We start from the raw sequence: 20211 nt of genomic DNA, 5'->3' as shown, positions 1-20211 counted from the left end.
CGCGCAGGGCGCGCTCCTACAGTGGGTCAGAGCAGCGGGATCAGCAACAGCGCCACGATGTTGATGATCTTGATCAGCGGATTCACCGCCGGGCCGGCGGTGTCCTTGTACGGGTCGCCGACGGTGTCGCCGGTCACGGCCGCCTTGTGCGCATCGGATCCCTTGCCCCCGAAGTGGCCGTCCTCGATGTACTTCTTGGCGTTGTCCCACGCACCGCCGCCGGTGGTCATGGAGATGGCCACGAACAGGCCGGTGACGATGGTGCCGATCAGCACGCCGCCGAGGGCCTGCGCACCGGCCTGGGGGCCGCCGAGCCATTTGAAGCCGAAGATGACCACGACCGGCACCAGGACGGGCAGCAGCGAGGGCACCAGCATTTCGCGGATGGCGGAACGGGTGAGCATGTCCACCGCGCGCGAATAGTCGGGCTTGGTGGTGCCCTGCATGATGCCCGCGATTTCCCGGAACTGGCGCCGCACTTCCTCCACCACCGCACCGGCGGCGCGGCCCACGGCTTCCATGGCCATGGCGGCGAAGAGGTACGGAATCAGGCCGCCGATGAGCAGGCCGATGATCACGTAGTGGTTCGACAGGTCGAAGGTCACCGGCGTGCCGCCGAAATGGAGGCCCAGGTTATGGGTGTAATCGGCGAACAGCACCAGCGCGGCCAGTCCCGCCGAGCCGATGGCATACCCCTTGGTCACGGCCTTGGTGGTGTTGCCCACCGCGTCGAGTGGATCGGTGACGCCGCGCACCTCGGCCGGCAACTCGGCCATCTCCGCGATGCCGCCCGCGTTGTCGGTGATGGGGCCGTAAGCGTCGAGCGCTACCACCATGCCCGTCATGCTGAGCATGGCCGTGGCCGCGATGGCGATGCCGTAGAGGCCCGCGAGGGCGAACGCGCCCCAGATGGCCGCGCATACGGCCAGCACCGGCAGGGCGGTGGACTTCATCGAGACGCCGAGGCCGGCGATGATGTTGGTCGCATGGCCGGTGGTGGACGACTGCGCCACATGGCGCACCGGGCGGTACTCGGTGGCCGTGTAGTACTCAGTGATCACCACCATGGCGCCGGTGAGTACCAGTCCGATGAGGGCGCAGCCATAGATGCGGCCGACCCCGAAACCCGAATCCGCCATCAGCGCCTGGGTGATCGGCCAGAATGCGATGGCGGCCAGCACGGCGGATACCGCCACGCCCGCATACAGCGCGTTCATGATCTTGCCGCCGCGGGTCTTCACGAAGAAGGTGCCGATGACCGAGGCCACGATGGATGCGCCGCCGAGCACCAGGGGATAGAGAACCCCGTTTGGCCCGACCACGGTGGCCATCACACCGCCCAGCAGCATCGTGGCGATGAGGGTCACGGCATAGGTTTCGAACAGGTCGGCGGCCATGCCGGCGCAGTCACCGACGTTGTCGCCCACGTTGTCCGCGATCACCGCCGGGTTGCGCGGGTCGTCTTCCGGAATGCCCGCTTCCACCTTGCCGACCAGGTCGGCCCCCACGTCGGCGCCCTTGGTGAAGATGCCGCCGCCCAGGCGGGCGAAGATGCTGATGAGCGACGAGCCGAACGCCAGGCCCACCAGGGCGTGCAGTACATGCCCCTGTTCGTAGCCCATGTGAGTCAGCACGCCGTAGTAGCCGGCGACGCCGAGCAGGCCGAGGCCCACCACGAGCATGCCGGTGATGGCGCCGCCCCTGAAGGCCACGGCGAGGGCAGAAGAAAGGCCGCTCCTGGCGGCCTCCGCGGTACGAACGTTGGCACGAACCGAAACGTTCATGCCGATGTAGCCGGCGGCTCCCGATAACAGCGCCCCCAGCGCGAAGCCGATGGCGGTGCCCCAGTCGAGGAAGATGCCGATGAGCAGGAAAAGTACGATGCCGACCACGCCGATCGTGGCGTACTGGCGGTTGAGGTAAGCGCGGGCGCCTTCCTGGATGGCGGCGGCAATTTCCTGCATGCGTTCATTGCCCGGCGATCTCGCCAGAACCCAGCTGACCGAAAACGCGCCGTACAGAATCGCGACGACCGCACATGCCAGCGCGATCCATAAACCGTACTGTTGCAGCATCGAAGCCTCCCCGGATTGTGGGAGCCCAACATGGGGCCCGGTCCGAGTATAGGCAGGGGAGGCGCGGATTGGCGTTGTGCGCTGCGCAAGTCCTTGCGCGAATTCGGTAGTCGGTAGATTTCGCTACCGACTACCGTGGCACGTGTCTTCAGCGAGTGGCGATATCGAGGATCACGCCGGTGGCGATGGCGACAAGGAGGAAGTCGCTGTTGTCACGGACCCAGTGGTAGCCGCGCGGCGGCGGGCGCAGGCGGTAGCTGCCGTAGTCGTAGACGACCACCGGGCGGCCGTAATAACGGTGACCGCGTTCCCAACGGCCCCAACGCTGGTAGTAACGCGGCGGCGGGCCGTAGTGGGGCGGCGGCCGATGGTAGTAGCCGTGCCCGTAATGAGGCGGCGGGGGAGGCGGGCGATGCCCATGCCAGCCGTTGTCGTGGCGCCAGCGGCCATTGTCGTGGCGGTAGTCGTGATCGTACCGGCCGCGGTCGTGACCGTGGTGGTCGTCCGCGAAAGCTGCCGTGGTGGCAGCCAGCGCGATGGCGGCAAACGCGGTACGCAGCATCGTTTTCATGTCCAGTCTCCCAATGCGATCGCAGTGCCGCAGCTCGTGCGGCCGATCGGCAGTTCGGATGCTAGGAAGGCAAGGCTGAACGTGAAGTCCTACGAAACGAAAGCTCCACGAAAGCGTTCATTGTCGCGACAGCTACTGAACCGAGCGGTTCAGGAAATCGAGCCCGGCCGGAACTCCAGGGTCAGTTCGGAAGGGCGTTCCGGCAGGCTCAGGCGTGTCTGCCGCTCCGGCGAGCGAGCCAGGATGCGCCCTTCGCGCACCACCAGCAGGCGGGCCGCCCGCAGCCGGATCGCCTCGTGCACGTCGCCCGCCTGCAACAGCACGAAGTCCGCGCGATGCCCCGGCGCGATGCCGTAGCCCTCCAACCCGAGGACGCGTGCGGCGTGGGTCGTGACGGCTTCGAAGCAACGGGCGACGCCGCTAGTGGAGGTCATCTGGGCCACGTGCAAACCCATGTGCGCGACATCGAGCATGTCGCCGCTGCCCATGCCGTACCACGGGTCCATGACGCAATCGTGCCCGAAGGCCACGTTCACGCCGGCGTCCATGAGTTCCGGTACGCGGGTCATGCCCCGTCGCTTCGGGTACGTGTCGTGCCGCCCCTGCAAGGTGATGTTGATGAGCGGATTGGCGATGGCGTGTACCCCGGCTTCCGCGATGAGGGGGAGCAGCTTGGACACGTAGTAATTGTCCATCGAGTGCATCGAGGTGAGATGCGAGCCGGCTACGCGGTCCTGCAGTCCCGTGCGCACCGTTTCGGCGGCCAGGGTCTCGATGTGCCGCGACAGCGGATCGTCGGACTCGTCGCAATGCATGTCCACGCGCAGTCCGCGTTCGGCAGCCAGTTCGCAGAGCCAGCGGATCGACGACGCGCCGTCGGCCATGCTGCGTTCGAAGTGCGGAATGCCGCCGACCACGTCGACGCCCATGTCCAGGGCGCGTACGAGGTTTTCGCGTGCGCGGGCCGAGCGAAGCAGGCCATCCTGGGGGAACGCCACCAGTTCCAGGTGGAGGTAGGGCGCCACGCGGCGCTTCACTTCGAGCAGTGCCTCCGTGGCGAGCAGGCGGTCGTCGCATACGTCCACATGGCTGCGGATCGCGAGCAGTCCCTGCGCCACGGCCATGTCGCAGTACGCCATGGCGCGGTCAACCAGCGCCTGCTGGGTGAGGTGGGGTTTCAGTTCGCCCCATAGCGCGATGCCTTCCAGCAGCGTGCCGGACGCGTTCAGCCGAGGCAGGCCGAGCGACAAGGTGGCGTCCATGTGGAAGTGCGCGTCGACGAACGGCGGGCTGACGAGACGGCCCGCCGCGTCGATCTCTTCCACGCCCTTCGCCGGAAGCGCGGGCTGGATCGCGGCGAACTTCCCGCCGTCGATGCCGATATCCACGTCGGAACGGCCATCGGGAAGCGTGGCGTGACGAATGACGAGGTCCATGAGGCGGTTCCAGGGGCAAGGTCCTCATGATACCGGGGACGCCGCAGGCGCAGACCCCCGGGAGGAGTCTTCACGCGCCACGAGGCCTCTTTTGGCACCATGGCCGTCCCCATGAACGTGACAGAGAAACTCGCCATCCTCGCCGACGCCGCGAAGTACGACGCATCGTGCTCGTCGAGCGGCGGAAAGGGCCGGAACTCGCTGAAGAGCGGCGGCATCGGCTCGACGGAAGGCATGGGCATCTGTCACGCCTATGCACCCGATGGACGCTGCATCTCGCTCCTGAAGATCCTGTTGACGAACTTCTGCGTATACGACTGCGTGTACTGCGTGAACCGGCGCAGCAGTAACGTGCCGCGGGCGCGCTTCACGGTCGAGGAGGTGGTGGAGCTCACGCTGGCGTTCTACCGCCGCAATTACATCGAAGGACTGTTCCTCTCCTCCGGCATCATCCAGTCGCCCGATTACACGATGGAGCAGCTGGTGCGTGTCGCGCGCACGCTCCGTACCGAGCACAGGTTCGCGGGCTACATCCACCTGAAGACCATTCCCGATGCGGCACCGGAACTGATCGACGCCGCGGGCAGGTGGGCCGACCGCCTCAGCATCAATGTGGAGATGCCCACGGAAGGCGGCCTCAAGTCGCTGGCGCCCGAAAAGGACCTGGGCGACATCCGCAGCGCGATGGGCCGGCTGCGCCTGTCCATCGACGAGGCGAAGGCGGAGAAGAAGGCACCCCGATTTGCGCCGGCCGGCCAGAGTACGCAGATGATCGTGGGCGCCGATGCCGCCAGCGATCGCGACGTGCTGACCGCCAGCACCAACCTCTACACCAACTATCACCTTCGCCGTGTCTATTACTCGGCCTTCAGTCCGATTCCGGACGCCTCGAAGATACTGCCGCTCAAGCCGCCGCCGCTGGTGCGCGAACATCGCCTTTATCAGGCTGACTGGCTCATGCGTTTCTACGGCTTCGCCGCCGACGAGATCGCGCCGCCGGGCGACGACGGCATGCTCTCGCTGGACATGGACCCGAAACTGGCCTGGGCGCTGCGCCATCGCGAACGGTTTCCCGTGGACGTGAACCGCGCCTCGCGCGAGATGCTCCTGCGCGTGCCGGGCCTCGGCGTGAAGACAGTGGACAAGCTGATCGCGATGCGGGCGCATCGGCGCGTCCGTTACGACGATCTGGTACGTCTGAGGGTGCCGGTGAAGAAAGTGGCGCCGTTCGTGGAGACGGTGGATCACCGTCCTCGCGGCGACCGCGACACGCCGCTGCTGCGTGGCGACCTGCGCGAGCCCGCGCAGCCCGATCTCTTCGGCTGACAATGCTGGCGGTGACGTTGGACGACCCGTCGGACCTCGACGCATGGCGGGCGAAAGCCCGGTCCCTGCTGCTGGCGGGGGTCGATCCGGCCGACGTCGAATGGCGAACCGGTGCCGGCGGCGGGCTCTTCGGCAGCGACGATGTCATACCGCCTGCGCGCCGGACGACCGTCCCTGCCGTGCCGCGCGCGTTTCTCGGGCTGGCCGGCACGGTGCTCGCGCATCGCGATCCGCGTCGCCATGCCACGCTTTACCGGATGCTGTGGCGCATTGCGCACGGCGAAAGGGAATTGCTGCGCATCGCCACCGACGAGGACGTGGCATGGGCACACGCCTGCGCACGCCAGGTGAGCCGCGACATGCACAAGATGAAGGCCTTCGTGCGCTTTCGCGAAGTGCGGCTTGGCGAGGACACAGTGTATGTCGCGTGGTTCGAACCCGAGCACGACATCGTGCCCGCCGTGGCGCCGTTCTTCGTGCGCCGGTTCACCGGCATGCACTGGTCGTTGCTGACGCCATCACGCAGCGCGCACTGGGATGGCGCCACGCTCGCGATCGGGCCGGGCGCCGACCGCGCGGATGCGCCGACGGAAGATGCGCTCGAGGATCTGTGGCGTACCTATTACGCCAGCATCTTCAATCCGGCCCGCCTGAAAGTGGACGCGATGCGTCGCGAGATGCCGGTGAAGTACTGGAAGAACCTGCCGGAGGCGCGGCTCATCCCCGAACTGGTTCGCGATGCGCTGCCGAGGATGCAGGCGATGGTCGAGAGACAACCGACGGTGCCGAGGAAGAAGGTAACGCCCCTGCAGAAGGCGGCGGTGGACGCGCCCGAAGGCAGCATCGCCGCGTTGCGCAGGCAGGCTCGCGATTGCCGCGCGTGCGACCTGTGGAAGCCCGCGACGCAGACCGTGTTCGGGGCCGGACCGTCCGATGCGCGCATCGTGGTGATCGGCGAGCAGCCGGGCGACCAGGAAGACCTCGCCGGCAAGCCGTTCGTTGGCCCGGCGGGCAAGTTGTTCGACCGGGCGCTGGACGAGGCGGGCATCGATCGGTCGGCGCTTTACGTCACCAACGCAGTGAAGCACTTCAAGTTCGAGCCGCGCGGGAAGGTGCGCCTGCACAAGCGCGCAAACGCCGAGGAGCAGGCCGCATGCCGGCCCTGGCTCGCCGCCGAGATCGAACGAATTCGCCCCCACGGCATCGTGTGCATGGGGGCCATGGCCGCACAGGGCGTGTTCGGTTCGTCGTTCCGCCTCATGGCCCAGCGTGGGCAGTGGCTCGACCTGCCGGATGGCCGGAAGGCGATGGCGACGGTGCATCCCTCGTACCTGTTGCGCCTTCCCGACCACGACGCGCGCGAAGCCGGCTTCGCCGACTTCGTGCGCGATCTGAAGCTGATGCGCGAAGTGTTGGGGTGAACCTGTGGGAGCCGGCTCTGCCGGCGATCCCGCGGCAGCGGGCAAGCTTGCCGCGAGCATCCATCGCCGCTGAAGCGGCTCCCACACAAAGCCGTATCACCCCACCGCAAACTTCTTCAACTTCCTCGGCACCGGTGCGTTTTTCAACGAGACGTACACCGGCAGGCCGTCAGGGCCATAGGGCGGCGGGGCTTCGCCCTGTATCAGCGGCGCGAGGTAACGGCGTGCCGCCGCCGTGATGCCGAAGCCGTCCTTCGAGATGAAGTTCTTTGGCATCTTCTTTTCGTGGTTGGCGATCTTGTCGAGCGGGGCGGCCTCGATCTTCCACTTGTACGGTTCGTCGGAGGTGCGAACGATCACCGGCATCACCGCGTTCAAACCCTCGGCCGCGTATTCGACCGCCTTCTTGCCTACCGCGTAGGCCTGGTCGAGGTCGGTCTTGGAGGCGACGTGGCGCGCCGAGCGCTGCAGGTAGTCGGGCAGCGCCCAGTGATACTTGTACCCGAGCTTCTCGCGCACCAGCGCGGCAAGCACCGGCGCGGCGCCGCCGAGTTGCGCATGGCCGAAGGCGTCGCGCGCACCGGATTCGGCGAGGAACCTGCCTTCGCTGTCCTTCACGCCTTCCGACACGACGACCGTGCAGTAACCGACCTTCTCCACGGTGGCCTTGACCTTGGCGAGGAACGCCTCGGGATCGAACACGTTTTCGGGGAACAGGATCACGTGAGGGGGATCGCCCGCGCCGGCACCCGCCAGTCCCGCCGCCGCGGCAATCCAGCCGGCATGGCGGCCCATCACCTCGATGATGAAGACCTTGGTTGAGGTGTCCATCATGGACGCCACGTCGAGGCTGGCCTCGCGCACGGCAATGGCGGTGTATTTCGCCACCGAGCCGAAGCCTGGGCAGGTGTCCGTGACCACGAGGTCGTTGTCGATGGTCTTGGGCACGCCGATGCAGTTCACCTCGTAACCCAGGGCCTGGCCGATCTTGGAAACCTTGTTGGCCGTGTCGGCCGAGTCGTTCCCACCGTTGTAGAGGAAGGTGCGGATGTCGTGGGCCTTGAACACCTCGATCAGCCGCTCGTACTCCGCACGGTTCTCTTCCAGGGACTTCAGCTTGTAGCGGCAGGAGCCAAACGCCCCGCCGGGCGTGTGCTTCAGCGCGGCGATGTTGGCCTTCGCCTCCTTGGTCGTGTCGATCAGCTCCTCGCGCAGCGCGCCGAGGATGCCGTTGCGGGCGGCATAGACCGGGATGCCCTTGTCGCGGGCGGTCTCGATCACGCCCGCGGCGGTCGCGTTGATCACGGCGGAAACGCCACCCGACTGGGCGTAGAGAATTTTTCCGGCGGCCATGCTTCGGGTCCTTCTGGTGGTCGAAAGCCCCAGCGTAGCGCGCCGCGCGTCGCCGCGCCTTGAAGGCGCCTGCGGGACGGGGGCGGTACAGCGCCAGGGTGTCGGGAGTTTGACGTGGCGGCGCCCCTGCCGTTACCTTGGGACCCATTTTTCTCGTGTCCGGTGGCGGATTTTCCCGCTTCTCCGGCGAAATGGAGCATCAATGCGACTCGTGCTATTCGGCGCCCCCGGTTCCGGCAAGGGCACCCAGGCCACCCGCCTGAAGCAGGACCTGGGCATTCCGCACATCTCCACCGGCGATCTCCTGCGCGCGGAGATCAAGGCCGAGAGCGAGTTGGGCAAGAAAGCCAAGAGCATCATGGACGCCGGCCAGCTGCTGTCCGACGACATCATGCTCGGCATCATCGAAGAGCGCCTCGGCCAGCCGGATGCCAAGCCCGGCTTCATCCTCGACGGCTACCCGCGCAACCTGGCCCAGGCTGAAGCGCTCGACGGCGTGCTTGCCCGTATCGGTCAGCCGCTCGACGTGGTGATCAAGCTCGAAGTGCCCAACGAAGCGATCGTCGATCGCTGCGTGGTGCGCTTCAACAAGGAAGGCCGCCCGGACGACAACCCGGAAACCGTCAAAAAGCGCCTGGCCATCTATGCCGACCAGACGGCCCCGGTCGCGGAGTTCTATGCGAAACGCGGCAAGCTGAAGGTCGTGGACGGCGTGGGCGAGCTCGACGAGGTCACCGCCCGTATCAAGGCCGCGCTCGACAGCACGTCCGCCGCCAGCGCCTGATCTCCGGGCCCGCCGGCTGCGGCGGGCCTTTCGACGCCACGACCCACGAGCCCAGCCATGCGCGTCCATATCCTCGGTATCAGCGGCACCTTCATGGGTGGCGTCGCCGCCCTTGCGCAGGAGCTTGGCCTGCAGGTCGAAGGCTCCGATGCCAACGTGTATCCCCCCATGAGCACGCAGCTCGAGGCGCTAGGCATCGGCCTGATGCAGGGTTACACGGCCGCCCACCTGACACCCGCGCCCGACCTGGTCGTGGTGGGCAACGCCATGGTCCGCGGCAACCCCGCCGTGGAATACATGCTCAACGAGGGCATGCGCTACATTTCCGGGCCGCAATGGCTGGGCGAGACGCTGCTTGGCGGCCGCGAGGTGCTGGCCGTGGCCGGCACGCACGGCAAGACCACCACCACCAGCCTGCTTGCCTACCTCCTCGAATCGGCGGGGCAGGCGCCTGGGTTCCTCATCGGTGGCGTGCCCGGCAACTTCGACGTATCCGCGCGGCGGGGCGAGGGCAAGCCTTTCGTCATCGAGGCCGACGAGTACGACTCGGCGTTCTTCGACAAGCGCTCGAAGTTCGTGCACTACCGGCCGCGCATCGCGATCCTCAATAACCTCGAATACGACCACGCCGACATCTTCCCGGATATCGCCGCGATCCAGCGGCAGTTCCACCACCTCGTGCGCACCGTGCCGGGCAACGGCCGGCTGATCGTGAATGCGGAAGACGCACGCCTTGCGGAGGTGCTCGCGATGGGGGCGTGGACGCCGGTGGAAACCTTCGGCATCGACGCCGGCGACTGGCGCGCCGAACTCCTCGCCGCGGACGGTTCCCATTTCCGGGTGCGCCATAACGGAGCGATCCTGGGCGACATCCACTGGAGTTCGCTCGGCCGGCACAATGTGATGAACGCGCTGGCGGCCCTGGCCGCGGCAGCGGCAGCGGGTGCCGATCCGGTGGCCCTGCTGCCGGCGTTCGCCGGCTTCGCCAGCGTGAAGCGGCGCATGGAAGTCCTCGGCACCGCGCGCGGCGTGACCGTGTACGACGACTTCGCCCACCATCCGACGGCCATCGCCACCACCCTGGCCGGGTTGCGCGCGAAGGTGGGCGACGCGCGGATCCTCGTGGCCCTCGAACCGCGTTCCAATTCGATGCGGCTCGGCGCGCACGCCGACGCCCTGGCACCCTCGCTGGCCGATGCCGACGTCACGGTGTTCCTGCATCGCCCCGAACTGGCCTGGGATGCGGGCAAGGTCACGGCGGCCCTGCGAGGCCGCGGCATCACCGCCGGCAGCGTCGATGCGCTGGTGGACGCCCTCGTGGCGGAAGCCCGGGAAGGCGACCACGTGGTCTTCATGTCCAACGGCGGATTCGAAGGCGCGCCCCGCAGCTTCTTCGCGGCGCTGGGCGCGGGTTAGACTGACGGGCATGGCCGCGACGACGCCCGCCCTCGACCTTCCGCTGTTCCCATTGTCGAACGTCCTCTTTCCGGGCGGTCACCTGCAACTGCGCATCTTCGAGCCCCGCTACATCGACCTCGTGCGCGAATGCGCGCGCACCGGTCGGGCCTTCGGCGTGTGCATGATCCTCGAAGGCCGCGAGGCCGGGCAGCCTGCCGTCCCCGCCGCCGTGGGCACGCTGGCCACCATTACCGATTTCCACACGCGCGAGGACGGCCTGCTCGGCATCGTCGCCGAAGGCGGCCTGCGCTTTCGTGTGACACGCACGCGTGTGCGTTCCGATGGCCAGGTGCGCGGCGACATCGCTACCTGGCCGGATGAGGGCACCCTGCCGCTACCGGCCGAGTTCGGCTTGCTGGCGACGATCCTCGAACGCCTCGCCGAGCAGATGATGCCGCCGTGGCGGCACGAGGTCGCGGTGCGGTCCGACGACGCCAGCTGGGTCGGCTTCCGCTTGTCGGAACTGCTGCCGCTCGACGCCAACGAGTGCCAGCACATGCTCGAACTCGACGATCCGCTGCAGCGCCTCGCCGAGCTGCGCGACATCCTTCCGCGCTTCCAGCGCGCCTGAGGCAGGCCACCCATGAGCACGCTCGCCGGCAAGACCCTCTTCATCACCGGCGCGTCGCGCGGCATCGGCCTCGCTATCGCGCTGCGCGCCGCACGCGACGGGGCGAACATCGTCATCGCCGCCAAGAGCAACGTGCCCAACCCGCGTCTCCCGGGCACGATCCACAGCGCAGCGGCCGACATCGAAGCCGCGGGCGGTACCGCGTTGCCGCTCAAGGTCGACATACGCGAGGAATCCGAAGTACGCATGGCGGCGGCCACCGCGGCGGAGCGCTTCGGCGGCATCGACATCGTCGTGAACAACGCCAGCGCGATCTGGCTCGCCGGCGTCGAGGGCACCCCGATGAAGCGATTCGACCTCATGCACGAGGTGAACACGCGCGGCACGTTCCTCACCACCCAGGCTTGCCTGCCGTTCCTGAAACAGGCGGCGAATCCACACGTGCTCATGCTCTCGCCGCCGCCGAGCATCGATCCGCACTGGTTCGCGCCGCACGTGGCGTACACCATCGCCAAATTCGGCATGAGCCACTGCGTGCTGGGCATGGCGCCCGAGTTCGCGCCGTTGGGTATCGCGGTCAATGCGCTCTGGCCGAGAACCGTCATCGCCACGGCCGCCATCGCCATGCTGGGCGACACGGTGAAAGCCGAAAACTGCCGCAAGCCGGAGATCGTTGCCGATGCGGCCCATGCCATCCTCACGAAGCCCTCACGTGAAGCGACGGGCCGTTTCTTCATCGACGAAGACGTGCTGCGCGAAGGCGGAATACACAATTTCGACCGTTATGCCGTCATTCCCGGCAACCCGCTGCTTCCCGACCTGTTTTTATAGCTACCGCGACAAGTAATGAACGGCGTGAAGGGGGCTAGCCCGTTTGGTGTATGGCCGCGTGCTGTGCCGGGGTATAACGTCGGCGCCGTCGTTCCTGCTGGCCAGGAATGACGAGTGGGGCTTGCCGGCCTGCAGGGGTGCCGGCGGCGGGTCCGGAGTCGAACCCGCGAAGCTGACAGCAGGCCACGAGACTGGGTGAGGAGTGGGCATGTTGCGCGGGGAATCGACGGGTCGTTGCGTCGTTTGGATTGGAAGACCGAGCGTTGAAGAACACTTCGGACTGATCCGTGCGGGATGGCGCACGCTCGTGGCCGATCCCGCGAGAAACGGTGCCGAGCTTCCCGAGTGTGGCGATGGCGCCATCGCGGTGGTGGACCTGCGCACGAAGCCGCAGGCTGCGGTGCGCATCCTCGACGATCTTCGGCAGAGTCACCCCGGCATGGCCTGGATCGGTCTTACCGGCGCGCAGACGAAGGCGACCGATCCGTCCATACGCAACGTTCTTCCCCACGCATTCGAAATCATCGAAGGCCCGTCGTCGCTCGGCGCGCTGCGCCAGGCGCTCTCCCGCGTGCCCGGCGATGCCCCCGTGGTCCATGACGACGACGCGCCGAGCCTGCTGACGGGGAACAGTCCTGCCATACGCGCGCTGTCGCAGAACATCCGCAAGTTCGCGCCTGTGGAACTGCCGCTTCTGATCACCGGCGAAACCGGCACGGGGAAGGAGATGGCGGCGCGCGCGCTGCACCAGCTGTCGCCCAGACATGGAAAGCCATTCGCGGCGATCAATTGCGGCGCGTTGCCCGCGAACCTCGTGCAATCCGAACTCTTCGGGCACGAGCGCGGTGCGTTCACCGGTGCGACGGCACGGCGTATCGGCCATTTCGAATCGGCGGATGGCGGCACCGTCTTCCTCGACGAGATCGGCGACCTGCCGTTGGACGCGCAGACGAATCTCCTGCGTGTGCTGCAGGAGGGAACGATCGAACGGATCGGGAGCTGCCAGTCGATCAAGGTGGACGTGCGCGTGCTCGCCGCGACCCACGTCGACCTGGAAAAGGCCGTGGCGCAGGGCCGTTTCCGCGAAGATCTGTTCTATCGCCTGAACGTGTTGCGGCTGCGCATGCCGCCCTTGCGCGAGCGCAAGGGCGATATCGAACTGCTGGCGCAGCATTTCCTCGACGCATTCCGTGAAAGCTACGGCACCCGGGCCCGCGCCTTCAGTACCAGTGCGCGCAAGGCACTCAATGCCTTTTCCTGGCCGGGCAACGTGCGCGAACTGATGAACCGGGTGCAGCGCGCCGCAGTGATCGCGGACGATGCGCTCATCACGCCCGACGACCTCGAACTCTGCGTGGACAGCCCCAGCGGCGACCGGGACAGCCTGGGAAGCGCGCGCACATCCGCGGAACGCGAGGCCATCGTGGACTGCCTTCGCGCGAGCGCGTTCAATATCAGCGAATGCGCCCGCCGCCTGCGTGTGTCCCGCGTCACGGTCTACCGTCTCTGCAAGAAGCATCAACTGGCCCTCGATCAGCTTCGATAAGGCCCCGCCTCCCACGCATGCGCGGAAAAGAAAACTCCCGGTCCTCTGGGAGGACCGGGAGTTCCCATTCGTCGTCCGGCTTGGCAGGGTCGTCGGGCGAACGAACCACGCGGCTTCACAGGGCCTTGTTCCCTTGGGGAGCAAGCGCCGTGCCACGGGCCGCTTCTTTGATTCGCAAGGATTTTCCGAGTGCCACCGCCGGCGGGGCCGTTCAGCCCGTGTAGCGATCTGTAACAGAACGTTGCAAGTGCGGTACATCGCAGCGTTGTCGGCATGTCCCACGCCTTAGTACGATGCTCCTCCTAACCGGAGTCGCAAGTCATGTCGTCGTCGCACCCTGCCGAACCGTCCGATCTCATCGCCCTGGGCAAGCGTTACTGGCTTTCCGTCTACCGGCCACGCGACGTCGTGCTCGACCACGGCAAGGGCGCCCGGGTGTGGGATACGGAAGGCCGCGATTACCTCGACTTCGGCGCGGGCATCGCCGTGAACGCGCTGGGCCACCAGGATCCGGACCTGGTCGATGCCCTGGTAGCCCAGGCGCACAAGCTCTGGCACGCCAGCAACGTGTTCTACTCCGAGCCGCCGTTGCGGCTTGCCGCCGAACTCGTGGGCCATGCGCCGTTCGCGGAACGCGTTTTCCTGTGCAATTCGGGTACGGAGGCCAACGAGGCCGCCATCAAGCTCGTGCGCAAGTGGGCCGCCTCGCAAGGCAGGCCGCCCGAGCAGCGCGTGATCGTCACCTTCACCGGGTCCTTCCACGGTCGCACGCTGGCCGCTGTCACCGCCACGGCGCAGCCGAAGTACCAGGAGGGCTACGAACCGTTGCCCGGTGGCTTCCGCTACGTGCCTTTCAACGATCCCGCGGCGCTGGAAGAGGCATTCGGGCAGGGCGGCGTGGCGGCCGTCATGCTGGAGCCCGTGCAGGGCGAGGGCGGCGTGATGCCGGCCGAGCCGGGGTTCCTCAAGACGGTGCGGGAACTGTGCGACGCGCATGGCGCGCTGATGGTGCTCGATGAGATCCAGTGCGGCATGGGCCGCACCGGGACGCTGTTCGCGCATACGCACGACCACGTCACGCCGGACATCGTCACCCTCGCCAAGGCGCTGGGCGCCGGTTTCCCGATCGGCGCCATGCTGGTCGGACCGAAAGTGGCCGACGTGATGCAGTTCGGCGCGCACGGAACGACCTTCGGCGGCAATCCGATGGCCGCCGCCGTGGCGCGCGTGGCGCTGGAGAAGATCGCATCGCCGGCCGTGCTGCTCAACGTGGAGCGGCAGGGCAACGACATTCGCGCGGGCCTCGCGAAGATCAACCACGAACTGCACCTGTTTTCCGAGGTACGTGGCCGCGGCCTCATGATCGGTGCGGTGCTGGACACGCCGTACAAGGGGCGTGCCGGAGAGATCCTCGACCTCGCTGCAGCGCACGGCTTGCTGATCCTGCAGGCGGGCCCCGACGTGCTGCGCATCGTGCCGCCCCTGACCATCTCCGACGAGGAGACCGCGGAGGGCCTCGCACGGCTGGCGGCGGCCCTGGCGGTATTCGCCAGCGAAGCGAAGGTGGCCTGATCCGTGCCGGCCAAGGACCCTGTCGTCTTTCTCTTCGACGTCGACAACACCCTGATCGACAACGATCGATTCAGCACCGACCTCGCCGCACGGCTCGAGGCAGAGTTGGGCCCGGAGGGCCCGGCCCGGTACGCGGCGATCGACACGCAGATCCGCGCCGACGTGGGCTACGCTGACTACCTCGGCGCCCTGCAGCGTTTGCGCGGCAAGGGCGGCGATCCGGCCTACCTGCGTCTGTCGTTCTTCCTGCTCGACTACCCCTTCGACGAGCGCCGGTTCCCGGGCGTGCCCGAGACGATCGCGCACCTGCGCAGCATGGGGCGCCCGGTCATCCTGTCCGATGGCGATACCGTGTTCCAGCCGCGGAAGATCCGCCGTGCGGGATTGTGGGACGTGTTCGAAGAGGACGTGCTGATCTACGTGCACAAGGAAGACATGCTCGACGACGTCCGTGCGCGTTACCCGGCGGACCACTACGTGATGGTGGACGACAAGCCACGCATCCTCGTCGCGATGAAGAAGCTGCTGGGCGACAAGGTGACCACGGTGTTCGTCCGCCAGGGCCACTATGCCGCCGCCGCGGGCAAGGAACTGGAAGAAACGCCGCCGGACATCACCGTGGGCGCCGTGGCGGAACTGGCGAGGATGCGCCGCGAGGATTTCCTCTGCGGGAGCCGCCATAGCGGCGAAAAGCCAACGGAGCGGTAAAGCGGGGGAGTGTCACTCCCTCACGCCTCGAAGGCGCCGCGGACCCACTCCATGTCGTCGCCCTCGAAGGCCAGCACGTCGAAGCGGCTGGGTCGCCGCGCGTCGTGCGGATGCCACGCCATCCACAGGTGCGCCGCGCTGATCAGCTTGCGCCGCTTGGCCATGGTCACCGAGGCCAGCGGTCCGCCGAAGGCTCCGTCGCGGCGATAGCGGACCTCGACGAAGACGACGGTTTCCCCGTCGCGCATCACCAGGTCGATCTCACCGTGGCGGCAGAGGAAATTGGCTCGCACGAGCCATAGCCCGCGCGATTCGAGGAACTCCCGCGCCTGCGCCTCGAATCGGTTACCTGTGGCGCGGCGCGGTGTGGTCTTCTTCGTGGGTGGGGCCATGCGAACACTCCCTGTTCGCGCCCCCTGGTTCAGCCGCCGCCGCTCTCGACGTTCGGGGCCGTGGCGGGCGCTTCGAGTTCGAGGCTACCCGCGACCGGACGGGCCACGCCGTCGGCGAAACGCGCCCAGATGAGTACGCGACGCACGCGGCCGAATTCGTCCGCGACCAGCTGGCCCGTGGCGCCGGGCAGGTAGCTGCCCGGATGGCCGCGCATCCAGTCGATGTACGGCACCAGGCCCCATGCGTCCATGCCGAAGGCGAACAGGCGCCCGCTCACGCCCTTCGTCGCCGGCAGCGCGTCGGTCAGCGAGGCACGGCGGGGCAGGCCCGACTGCGCGTCGAAGAGCCACGGTGCGTCGCAGAATTCCACGCCTTCCAGGTCGCGGTCGGCCGTCGGGTCGTCGCCCCCCGCATACACGTGCGAAGTGGCGAACACCGGAAGGGTGTTCTTCGCGAGCCGTAGCTGCGGAAGGAGCAGGCGGGCCTGCTGCGGCTTCATGCTGATGAAGACACCGCTGGTGGCCGGATCCTGCCCCACGGGCTCGGACAGCTGCGAAGCGAAATCGATGCTGTTCGCGTCGAGCGTGACCTGGCTTGCCAGGGTGCCGCCGCGCGCCTGCCACTCGGCCTTGAACGCGTTGCCCGCCCGGCGCGCGAAATCGTCGGTGGAGACGATCAGCGTGGCGGTCCGCAGGCCGCGGTCCGCCATGTGGTCGGCGACCTGCGCGCCCTCGGTTTCGGGAAGCAGGCCGAACTCGTTGGCACCCGCCGGCGGCAGGTTCCGGTTGTCGTTTGGATAGTTCAGCGTGAGCATCGGCGCGGGAAGCGCGCCCTTCGCGAAGATGGCCGAAACGCCGTCGCGGTTGAGCGGGCCGACGACGAAGCGGGCACCCTCGGCCACGGCCTTGTCGTAGGCGGCGACGGCGTGCTGCGCATCGTTGCCGGAGTCGTACACGGCGATGTCCGGTCGAGGCGCACCCGTGTGCGCCGCTTCGAGGTAGTTGGCGAAGAACCCGTCGCGGATCGCGGCACCCGCACCGGCGAGCGGTCCGGACAACGGGAGAAGCAGGGCGACCTTCCCGGGCACCTTGTAACCCTCGCGAACGCCCTTGTCTCCGGTGACCGTACCCACGGCCTGGTCGAGCACGGCGGGTAAGCGGTTCACGTTGCCGAGCTGGGCCTGTGCCTCGACGACCCAGGGCTTCATGGGATCGTTCGCCGGCAGGGAGCCGCCCCGTTCGGCAAGGGGCTGCGCACCGAGGCCGGTGAGCAGGGCGAGGATTTCCTTGCGATTCTCCTCGCGGTCGACACCGCGCAACTGGCGGTCGAGTTCGATGCGGGTCTGGGCGGCGCTCCAGGAATCGCCTGCTGCCGCCTGCGCACGTGCCCTGAGTTCGGCAAGCCGCTGGTCGATCTGCGGCGACACGCGCGCCGCAGGCTTGCCGGTGAGCGACAGCGCCGTTTTCGCGTCGTTGTTCTTCAGGGCGATCTCGGCGCGCAGCGCATCGAAGCGCAGGGCGTCCTCGCCCTCCAGGCGCGACCGGCGAATGCCGGCCACGACCGGCGCGGCGCGATCGAGGGCGCCTTCCTGGCGGTATGCCTCGGCGGCCAGCAGCTTGTAGTAGTCGCGATGGTCGCCATCCTGATCCGCCAGGGCGAGGTAGGCCTGGGCAGCCTGGTCGAACTGGCCCTTCGTGTAGAGGGCCTGGGCCGCCTGCGTGGCGGCGCCGGACGGCGGAGCGCCATGTTGCACGCCGCCCTGGGTGACGCAGCCGGCAAGGCCGGCGGAAAGCAGGAGACCGAGGGTGGCTGCACGGATCGATCGCATCGGGTGATGTTCCTTGGCTGCACGGGCGCCTTCCGGCACCGAAACGTCCGGATCATAGCCCATCGATTCGCGAGGCCGGCGTGAGGTGGGCCGCTTTGCGTGGGAGCCGCTTCAGCGGCGATGGGTGCTCGCCTCAGGCTTGCCCGCTGCTGCGGGATCGCCGCTGAAGCGGCTCCCACAGTAGTTGGCTCGCCTCAGGCGCCATAAAGCGCCTTGCGCGGCGCCCCGGTGATCGCCGCCGCGAGCTTTGCCGCCTTGGCGGGCGGCAGTTCGTCCTTGAGGATGGCAAAGACGCGCAGCCCTTCGGCGAGGCGCTTGTCCTCTCCGGCTTCCCGCCCGGCGACCATCACCACGAATTCCCCCTTCTGCTGGTTGGGGTCGGTGCCGACCTGACGAACCAGGCTTTCGAGGGTGCCGTCGAGCACGGTCTCGAACATCTTGGTGAGCTCCCGTGCGACCACGGCCTCGCGATCGGCGCCGAAGGTGTCGCGCATGTCCTGGAGCGATTCCAGGATGCGATGCGACGACTCGTAGAAGATGAGGGTGCGTGCTTCGCCAGCGAGTTCGCCCAGCCGCGCGCGGCGCGCGCCGGGTTTCGCAGGGAGGAAGCCTTCGAAGACGAACCGGTCGCTGGGCAGGCCGGCGACGGAGAGTGCGGCGATCACGGCGCTGGCACCGGGGACGGGGCTCACCCGGAGGCCGGCGGCCCGCGCCGCCCGGACGAGCCGGAAGCCGGGGTCGCTGATCAGCGGAGTACCTGCGTCGGATACGAGCGCGACGTCGTCGCCGCCGCGCAGACGCTCCACGAGCCCATCGACCGCGGTGCGCTCGTTGTGGTCGTGCAGCGCCACCAGGGGCGTGTCGATGCCGAGGTGCTGGAGGAGGGGACGCGTATGCCGGGTGTCTTCCGCGGCGATCACTTTCACCCGCCGCAAGGTCTCGATGGCGCGCGCACCGATGTCGTCGCGATGCCCGATGGGCGTGGCGACGACATGGAGGATGCCGGGACGAGTGTTGGGCATGGGGTCGGGGATATTCGGGGCGGGGATGGGGATTGTATGGGATGCGGCTATACTTCCCCATGGAGTCGGCCGGACAGTCGCGTCGCGCCTCGTGCGCGTCGAGGAAAGTCCGGGCTCCACAGGGCAGGGTGCCAGGTAACGCCTGGGCAGCGTGAGCTGACGGCCAGTGCAACAGAGAGCAGACCGCCGATGGCCCCGAAAGGGGATCAGGTAAGGGTGAAAGGGTGCGGTAAGAGCGCACCGCGTGCGGGGCTAACGTCGCACGGCACGGTAAACCCCACCCGGAGCAAGACCAAATAAGGGAACCATGACGCGGCCCGCGTCGTTCCCGGGTAGGTTGCTAGAGCCTGGCGGCGACGCCAGGCCGAGAAGAATGACTGTCACGTCGCAAGACGCACAGAACCCGGCTTACAGGCCGACTCCTTTTCTTCTGCAAAGCACCGCGGCGTCCCGCTCCCGGGGCGCCGCGGTTTTTTTCATGTAGGAGCGCGCCTTGCGCGTTTATGCCCGCGTCGGGTACGAAATGTTTTCGAGCCAGTTCACGGGTTGGCGCGCCAGCTCCCAGGCATGGCCTCAAAATATGTCGCGCGCGTGGCGCGCTCCTACGGTGAACGCCGGTTCAGTCCCAGGCGTTTTCGTACCGCTGAAAACACGAAGCCTGTCGCAAAAACTCCCCGCGATTCAATCACCTTCCACCAGTTCCTCAGAAATGGCTGGAAATGGTGGCCAAGCTGTCCTTTCTCTTTGATTCACAAGAAAAATTTCCTTGACAGTCTCACGACGCGAGACTATCGTGGGCCCCAGTGAGAAATCGTGGGATTTGGTGGGGCAACCAGCAGACATGTTCCAGGGCGAGACAGCCATCACGGTCGACGACAAGGGTCGTCTGACGATCCCGACTTCGTATCGGGACGCCGTGGCTGACGCCTGCAAGAACCGTCTGGTGGTCACCTACAACCCCTTCGAAACCGGGTGCCTGTGGATCTTTCCGTATGCGGAATGGGAGCAGGTTCGCGACCAGGTCAACGCGCTTCCGAGCGTCAAGGCCGTCCACCGCGCCCTGCAGATGAAGCTGGTGGGCGCGGCGGCCATCGTCGAACCCGACGGGGCTGCGCGCATCCTCCTGCCGTCGAGTCAGCGCGCGGCCGCCGGGATAGAAAAAAAGGCCGTCCTCCTGGGCATGGGCAACAAGTTCGAGCTTTGGAGCGAACAGGCCCATCTCGCGAAGATCCGCCAGACGATCGGCGAGGACGAGATCAGCGACGACATGGCGGAACTGCGGTTGTGACGACGAACTAATTCAGAGGTTTTCGGTG

Annotated in this window: 17 protein-coding genes and 1 other RNA gene; 11 read left to right on the top strand and 7 right to left on the bottom strand. The window is 67.2% G+C overall.

The features are described 5' to 3' along the window. Positions 1-26 precede the first annotated feature (26 nt). From HBF26_RS05585 to HBF26_RS05575, 3 genes are all read right to left on the bottom strand, one after another. Complete coding sequence (locus HBF26_RS05585; protein ID WP_167123916.1) at positions 27-2075, bottom strand: sodium-translocating pyrophosphatase; 2049 nt, start codon at positions 2073-2075, stop codon at positions 27-29. A gap of 148 nt (positions 2076-2223) precedes the next feature. After that, positions 2224-2646: an RcnB family protein gene (locus HBF26_RS05580; protein ID WP_167123914.1), complete on the bottom strand. Its 423-nt coding sequence runs from the start codon at positions 2644-2646 to the stop codon at positions 2224-2226. A gap of 149 nt (positions 2647-2795) precedes the next feature. After that, positions 2796-4082, bottom strand: a complete 1287-nt coding sequence (locus tag HBF26_RS05575) for an amidohydrolase family protein (protein WP_167123912.1) — start codon at positions 4080-4082, stop codon at positions 2796-2798. Positions 4083-4193: 111 nt separating this feature from the next. Between HBF26_RS05575 and HBF26_RS05570 the strand changes: the two genes are divergently transcribed. Further along, a complete protein-coding gene (locus HBF26_RS05570; RefSeq protein ID WP_167123909.1) occupies positions 4194-5408 on the top strand; it encodes a putative DNA modification/repair radical SAM protein in 1215 nt (404 codons plus the stop codon). 2 nt (positions 5409-5410) lie between these two features. Then, on the top strand, positions 5411-6829 hold the full coding sequence (locus HBF26_RS05565; RefSeq protein ID WP_167123907.1) for a UdgX family uracil-DNA binding protein: 1419 nt from the start codon (positions 5411-5413) through the stop codon (positions 6827-6829). Between the two features lie 96 nt (positions 6830-6925). Here the strand turns inward: HBF26_RS05565 and HBF26_RS05560 are convergent, their stop codons facing one another. Beyond that, positions 6926-8182 (bottom strand): 6-phosphofructokinase, encoded by a 1257-nt coding sequence (locus tag HBF26_RS05560; RefSeq protein ID WP_167123905.1) that lies wholly within the window; start codon positions 8180-8182, stop codon positions 6926-6928. A gap of 202 nt (positions 8183-8384) precedes the next feature. Here HBF26_RS05560 and HBF26_RS05555 point away from each other — a divergent pair, with 202 nt between their 5' ends. The 7 genes from HBF26_RS05555 to HBF26_RS05525 all read left to right on the top strand — a co-directional run bounded on the left by HBF26_RS05555 (position 8385) and on the right by HBF26_RS05525 (position 15652). Continuing rightward, positions 8385-8966, top strand: a complete 582-nt coding sequence (locus HBF26_RS05555) for an adenylate kinase (RefSeq protein ID WP_167123902.1) — start codon at positions 8385-8387, stop codon at positions 8964-8966. A gap of 57 nt (positions 8967-9023) precedes the next feature. Beyond that, on the top strand, positions 9024-10382 hold the full coding sequence (mpl, locus tag HBF26_RS05550) for a UDP-N-acetylmuramate:L-alanyl-gamma-D-glutamyl-meso-diaminopimelate ligase (protein ID WP_167123900.1): 1359 nt from the start codon (positions 9024-9026) through the stop codon (positions 10380-10382). A 10-nt stretch (positions 10383-10392) separates the two neighbouring features. Next, the gene (locus HBF26_RS05545; RefSeq protein ID WP_167123898.1) at positions 10393-10995 is read left to right on the top strand and encodes an LON peptidase substrate-binding domain-containing protein; all 603 of its coding nucleotides are present in this window, start codon (positions 10393-10395) and stop codon (positions 10993-10995) included. A gap of 12 nt (positions 10996-11007) precedes the next feature. Continuing rightward, positions 11008-11826: an SDR family oxidoreductase gene (locus HBF26_RS05540; protein WP_167123896.1), complete on the top strand. Its 819-nt coding sequence runs from the start codon at positions 11008-11010 to the stop codon at positions 11824-11826. A 208-nt stretch (positions 11827-12034) separates the two neighbouring features. Next, positions 12035-13372, top strand: a complete 1338-nt coding sequence (locus tag HBF26_RS05535; protein WP_167123894.1) for a sigma-54 interaction domain-containing protein — start codon at positions 12035-12037, stop codon at positions 13370-13372. Between the two features lie 321 nt (positions 13373-13693). Next, entirely contained in the window at positions 13694-14944 is a 1251-nt protein-coding gene (locus HBF26_RS05530; RefSeq protein WP_167123892.1) for an acetylornithine/succinylornithine family transaminase, read from the top strand. 3 nt (positions 14945-14947) lie between these two features. Continuing rightward, entirely contained in the window at positions 14948-15652 is a 705-nt protein-coding gene (locus HBF26_RS05525) for an HAD family hydrolase (RefSeq protein WP_167123890.1), read from the top strand. A 20-nt stretch (positions 15653-15672) separates the two neighbouring features. Here the strand turns inward: HBF26_RS05525 and HBF26_RS05520 are convergent, their stop codons facing one another. The 3 genes from HBF26_RS05520 to rsmI all read right to left on the bottom strand — a co-directional run bounded on the left by HBF26_RS05520 (position 15673) and on the right by rsmI (position 18895). Continuing rightward, entirely contained in the window at positions 15673-16044 is a 372-nt protein-coding gene (locus tag HBF26_RS05520; RefSeq protein ID WP_167123888.1) for a YraN family protein, read from the bottom strand. Positions 16045-16073: 29 nt separating this feature from the next. After that, positions 16074-17873: a penicillin-binding protein activator gene (locus HBF26_RS05515; RefSeq protein ID WP_167123885.1), complete on the bottom strand. Its 1800-nt coding sequence runs from the start codon at positions 17871-17873 to the stop codon at positions 16074-16076. A 194-nt stretch (positions 17874-18067) separates the two neighbouring features. Beyond that, complete coding sequence (gene rsmI, locus HBF26_RS05510; RefSeq protein ID WP_167123883.1) at positions 18068-18895, bottom strand: 16S rRNA (cytidine(1402)-2'-O)-methyltransferase; 828 nt, start codon at positions 18893-18895, stop codon at positions 18068-18070. A gap of 61 nt (positions 18896-18956) precedes the next feature. Here rsmI and rnpB point away from each other — a divergent pair. Both rnpB and mraZ read left to right on the top strand, forming a co-directional pair. After that, positions 18957-19322: RNase P RNA component class A (gene rnpB, locus HBF26_RS05505), an RNA gene on the top strand. Between the two features lie 414 nt (positions 19323-19736). Beyond that, on the top strand, positions 19737-20183 hold the full coding sequence (gene mraZ / locus HBF26_RS05500) for a division/cell wall cluster transcriptional repressor MraZ (RefSeq protein ID WP_167124385.1): 447 nt from the start codon (positions 19737-19739) through the stop codon (positions 20181-20183). The last annotated feature ends 28 nt before the right edge of the window (positions 20184-20211 follow it).

Source organism: Luteibacter jiangsuensis (assembly GCF_011742555.1).
Classification (GTDB): domain Bacteria; phylum Pseudomonadota; class Gammaproteobacteria; order Xanthomonadales; family Rhodanobacteraceae; genus Luteibacter; species Luteibacter jiangsuensis.
This window is presented reverse-complemented; position numbering and strand designations above follow the sequence as displayed.

Bases quoted from the DNA above. Each gene is read 5' to 3' on its own strand.
- mraZ (WP_167124385.1), top strand. From the start codon at position 19,737: ATGTTCCAGGGCGAGACAGCCATCACGGTCGACGACAAGGGTCGTCTG.
- HBF26_RS05585 (WP_167123916.1), bottom strand. From the start codon at position 2,075: ATGCTGCAACAGTACGGTTTATGGATCGCGCTGGCATGTGCGGTCGTC.
- HBF26_RS05530 (WP_167123892.1), top strand. From the start codon at position 13,694: ATGTCGTCGTCGCACCCTGCCGAACCGTCCGATCTCATCGCCCTGGGC.
- HBF26_RS05545 (WP_167123898.1), top strand. From the start codon at position 10,393: ATGGCCGCGACGACGCCCGCCCTCGACCTTCCGCTGTTCCCATTGTCG.
- HBF26_RS05570 (WP_167123909.1), top strand. From the start codon at position 4,194: ATGAACGTGACAGAGAAACTCGCCATCCTCGCCGACGCCGCGAAGTAC.
- HBF26_RS05560 (WP_167123905.1), bottom strand. From the start codon at position 8,182: ATGGCCGCCGGAAAAATTCTCTACGCCCAGTCGGGTGGCGTTTCCGCC.
- HBF26_RS05580 (WP_167123914.1), bottom strand. From the start codon at position 2,646: ATGAAAACGATGCTGCGTACCGCGTTTGCCGCCATCGCGCTGGCTGCC.
- HBF26_RS05540 (WP_167123896.1), top strand. From the start codon at position 11,008: ATGAGCACGCTCGCCGGCAAGACCCTCTTCATCACCGGCGCGTCGCGC.
- HBF26_RS05515 (WP_167123885.1), bottom strand. From the start codon at position 17,873: ATGCGATCGATCCGTGCAGCCACCCTCGGTCTCCTGCTTTCCGCCGGC.
- rsmI (WP_167123883.1), bottom strand. From the start codon at position 18,895: ATGCCCAACACTCGTCCCGGCATCCTCCATGTCGTCGCCACGCCCATC.
- HBF26_RS05535 (WP_167123894.1), top strand. From the start codon at position 12,035: ATGTTGCGCGGGGAATCGACGGGTCGTTGCGTCGTTTGGATTGGAAGA.
- HBF26_RS05520 (WP_167123888.1), bottom strand. From the start codon at position 16,044: ATGGCCCCACCCACGAAGAAGACCACACCGCGCCGCGCCACAGGTAAC.
- HBF26_RS05575 (WP_167123912.1), bottom strand. From the start codon at position 4,082: ATGGACCTCGTCATTCGTCACGCCACGCTTCCCGATGGCCGTTCCGAC.
- mpl (WP_167123900.1), top strand. From the start codon at position 9,024: ATGCGCGTCCATATCCTCGGTATCAGCGGCACCTTCATGGGTGGCGTC.
- HBF26_RS05555 (WP_167123902.1), top strand. From the start codon at position 8,385: ATGCGACTCGTGCTATTCGGCGCCCCCGGTTCCGGCAAGGGCACCCAG.
- HBF26_RS05565 (WP_167123907.1), top strand. From the start codon at position 5,411: ATGCTGGCGGTGACGTTGGACGACCCGTCGGACCTCGACGCATGGCGG.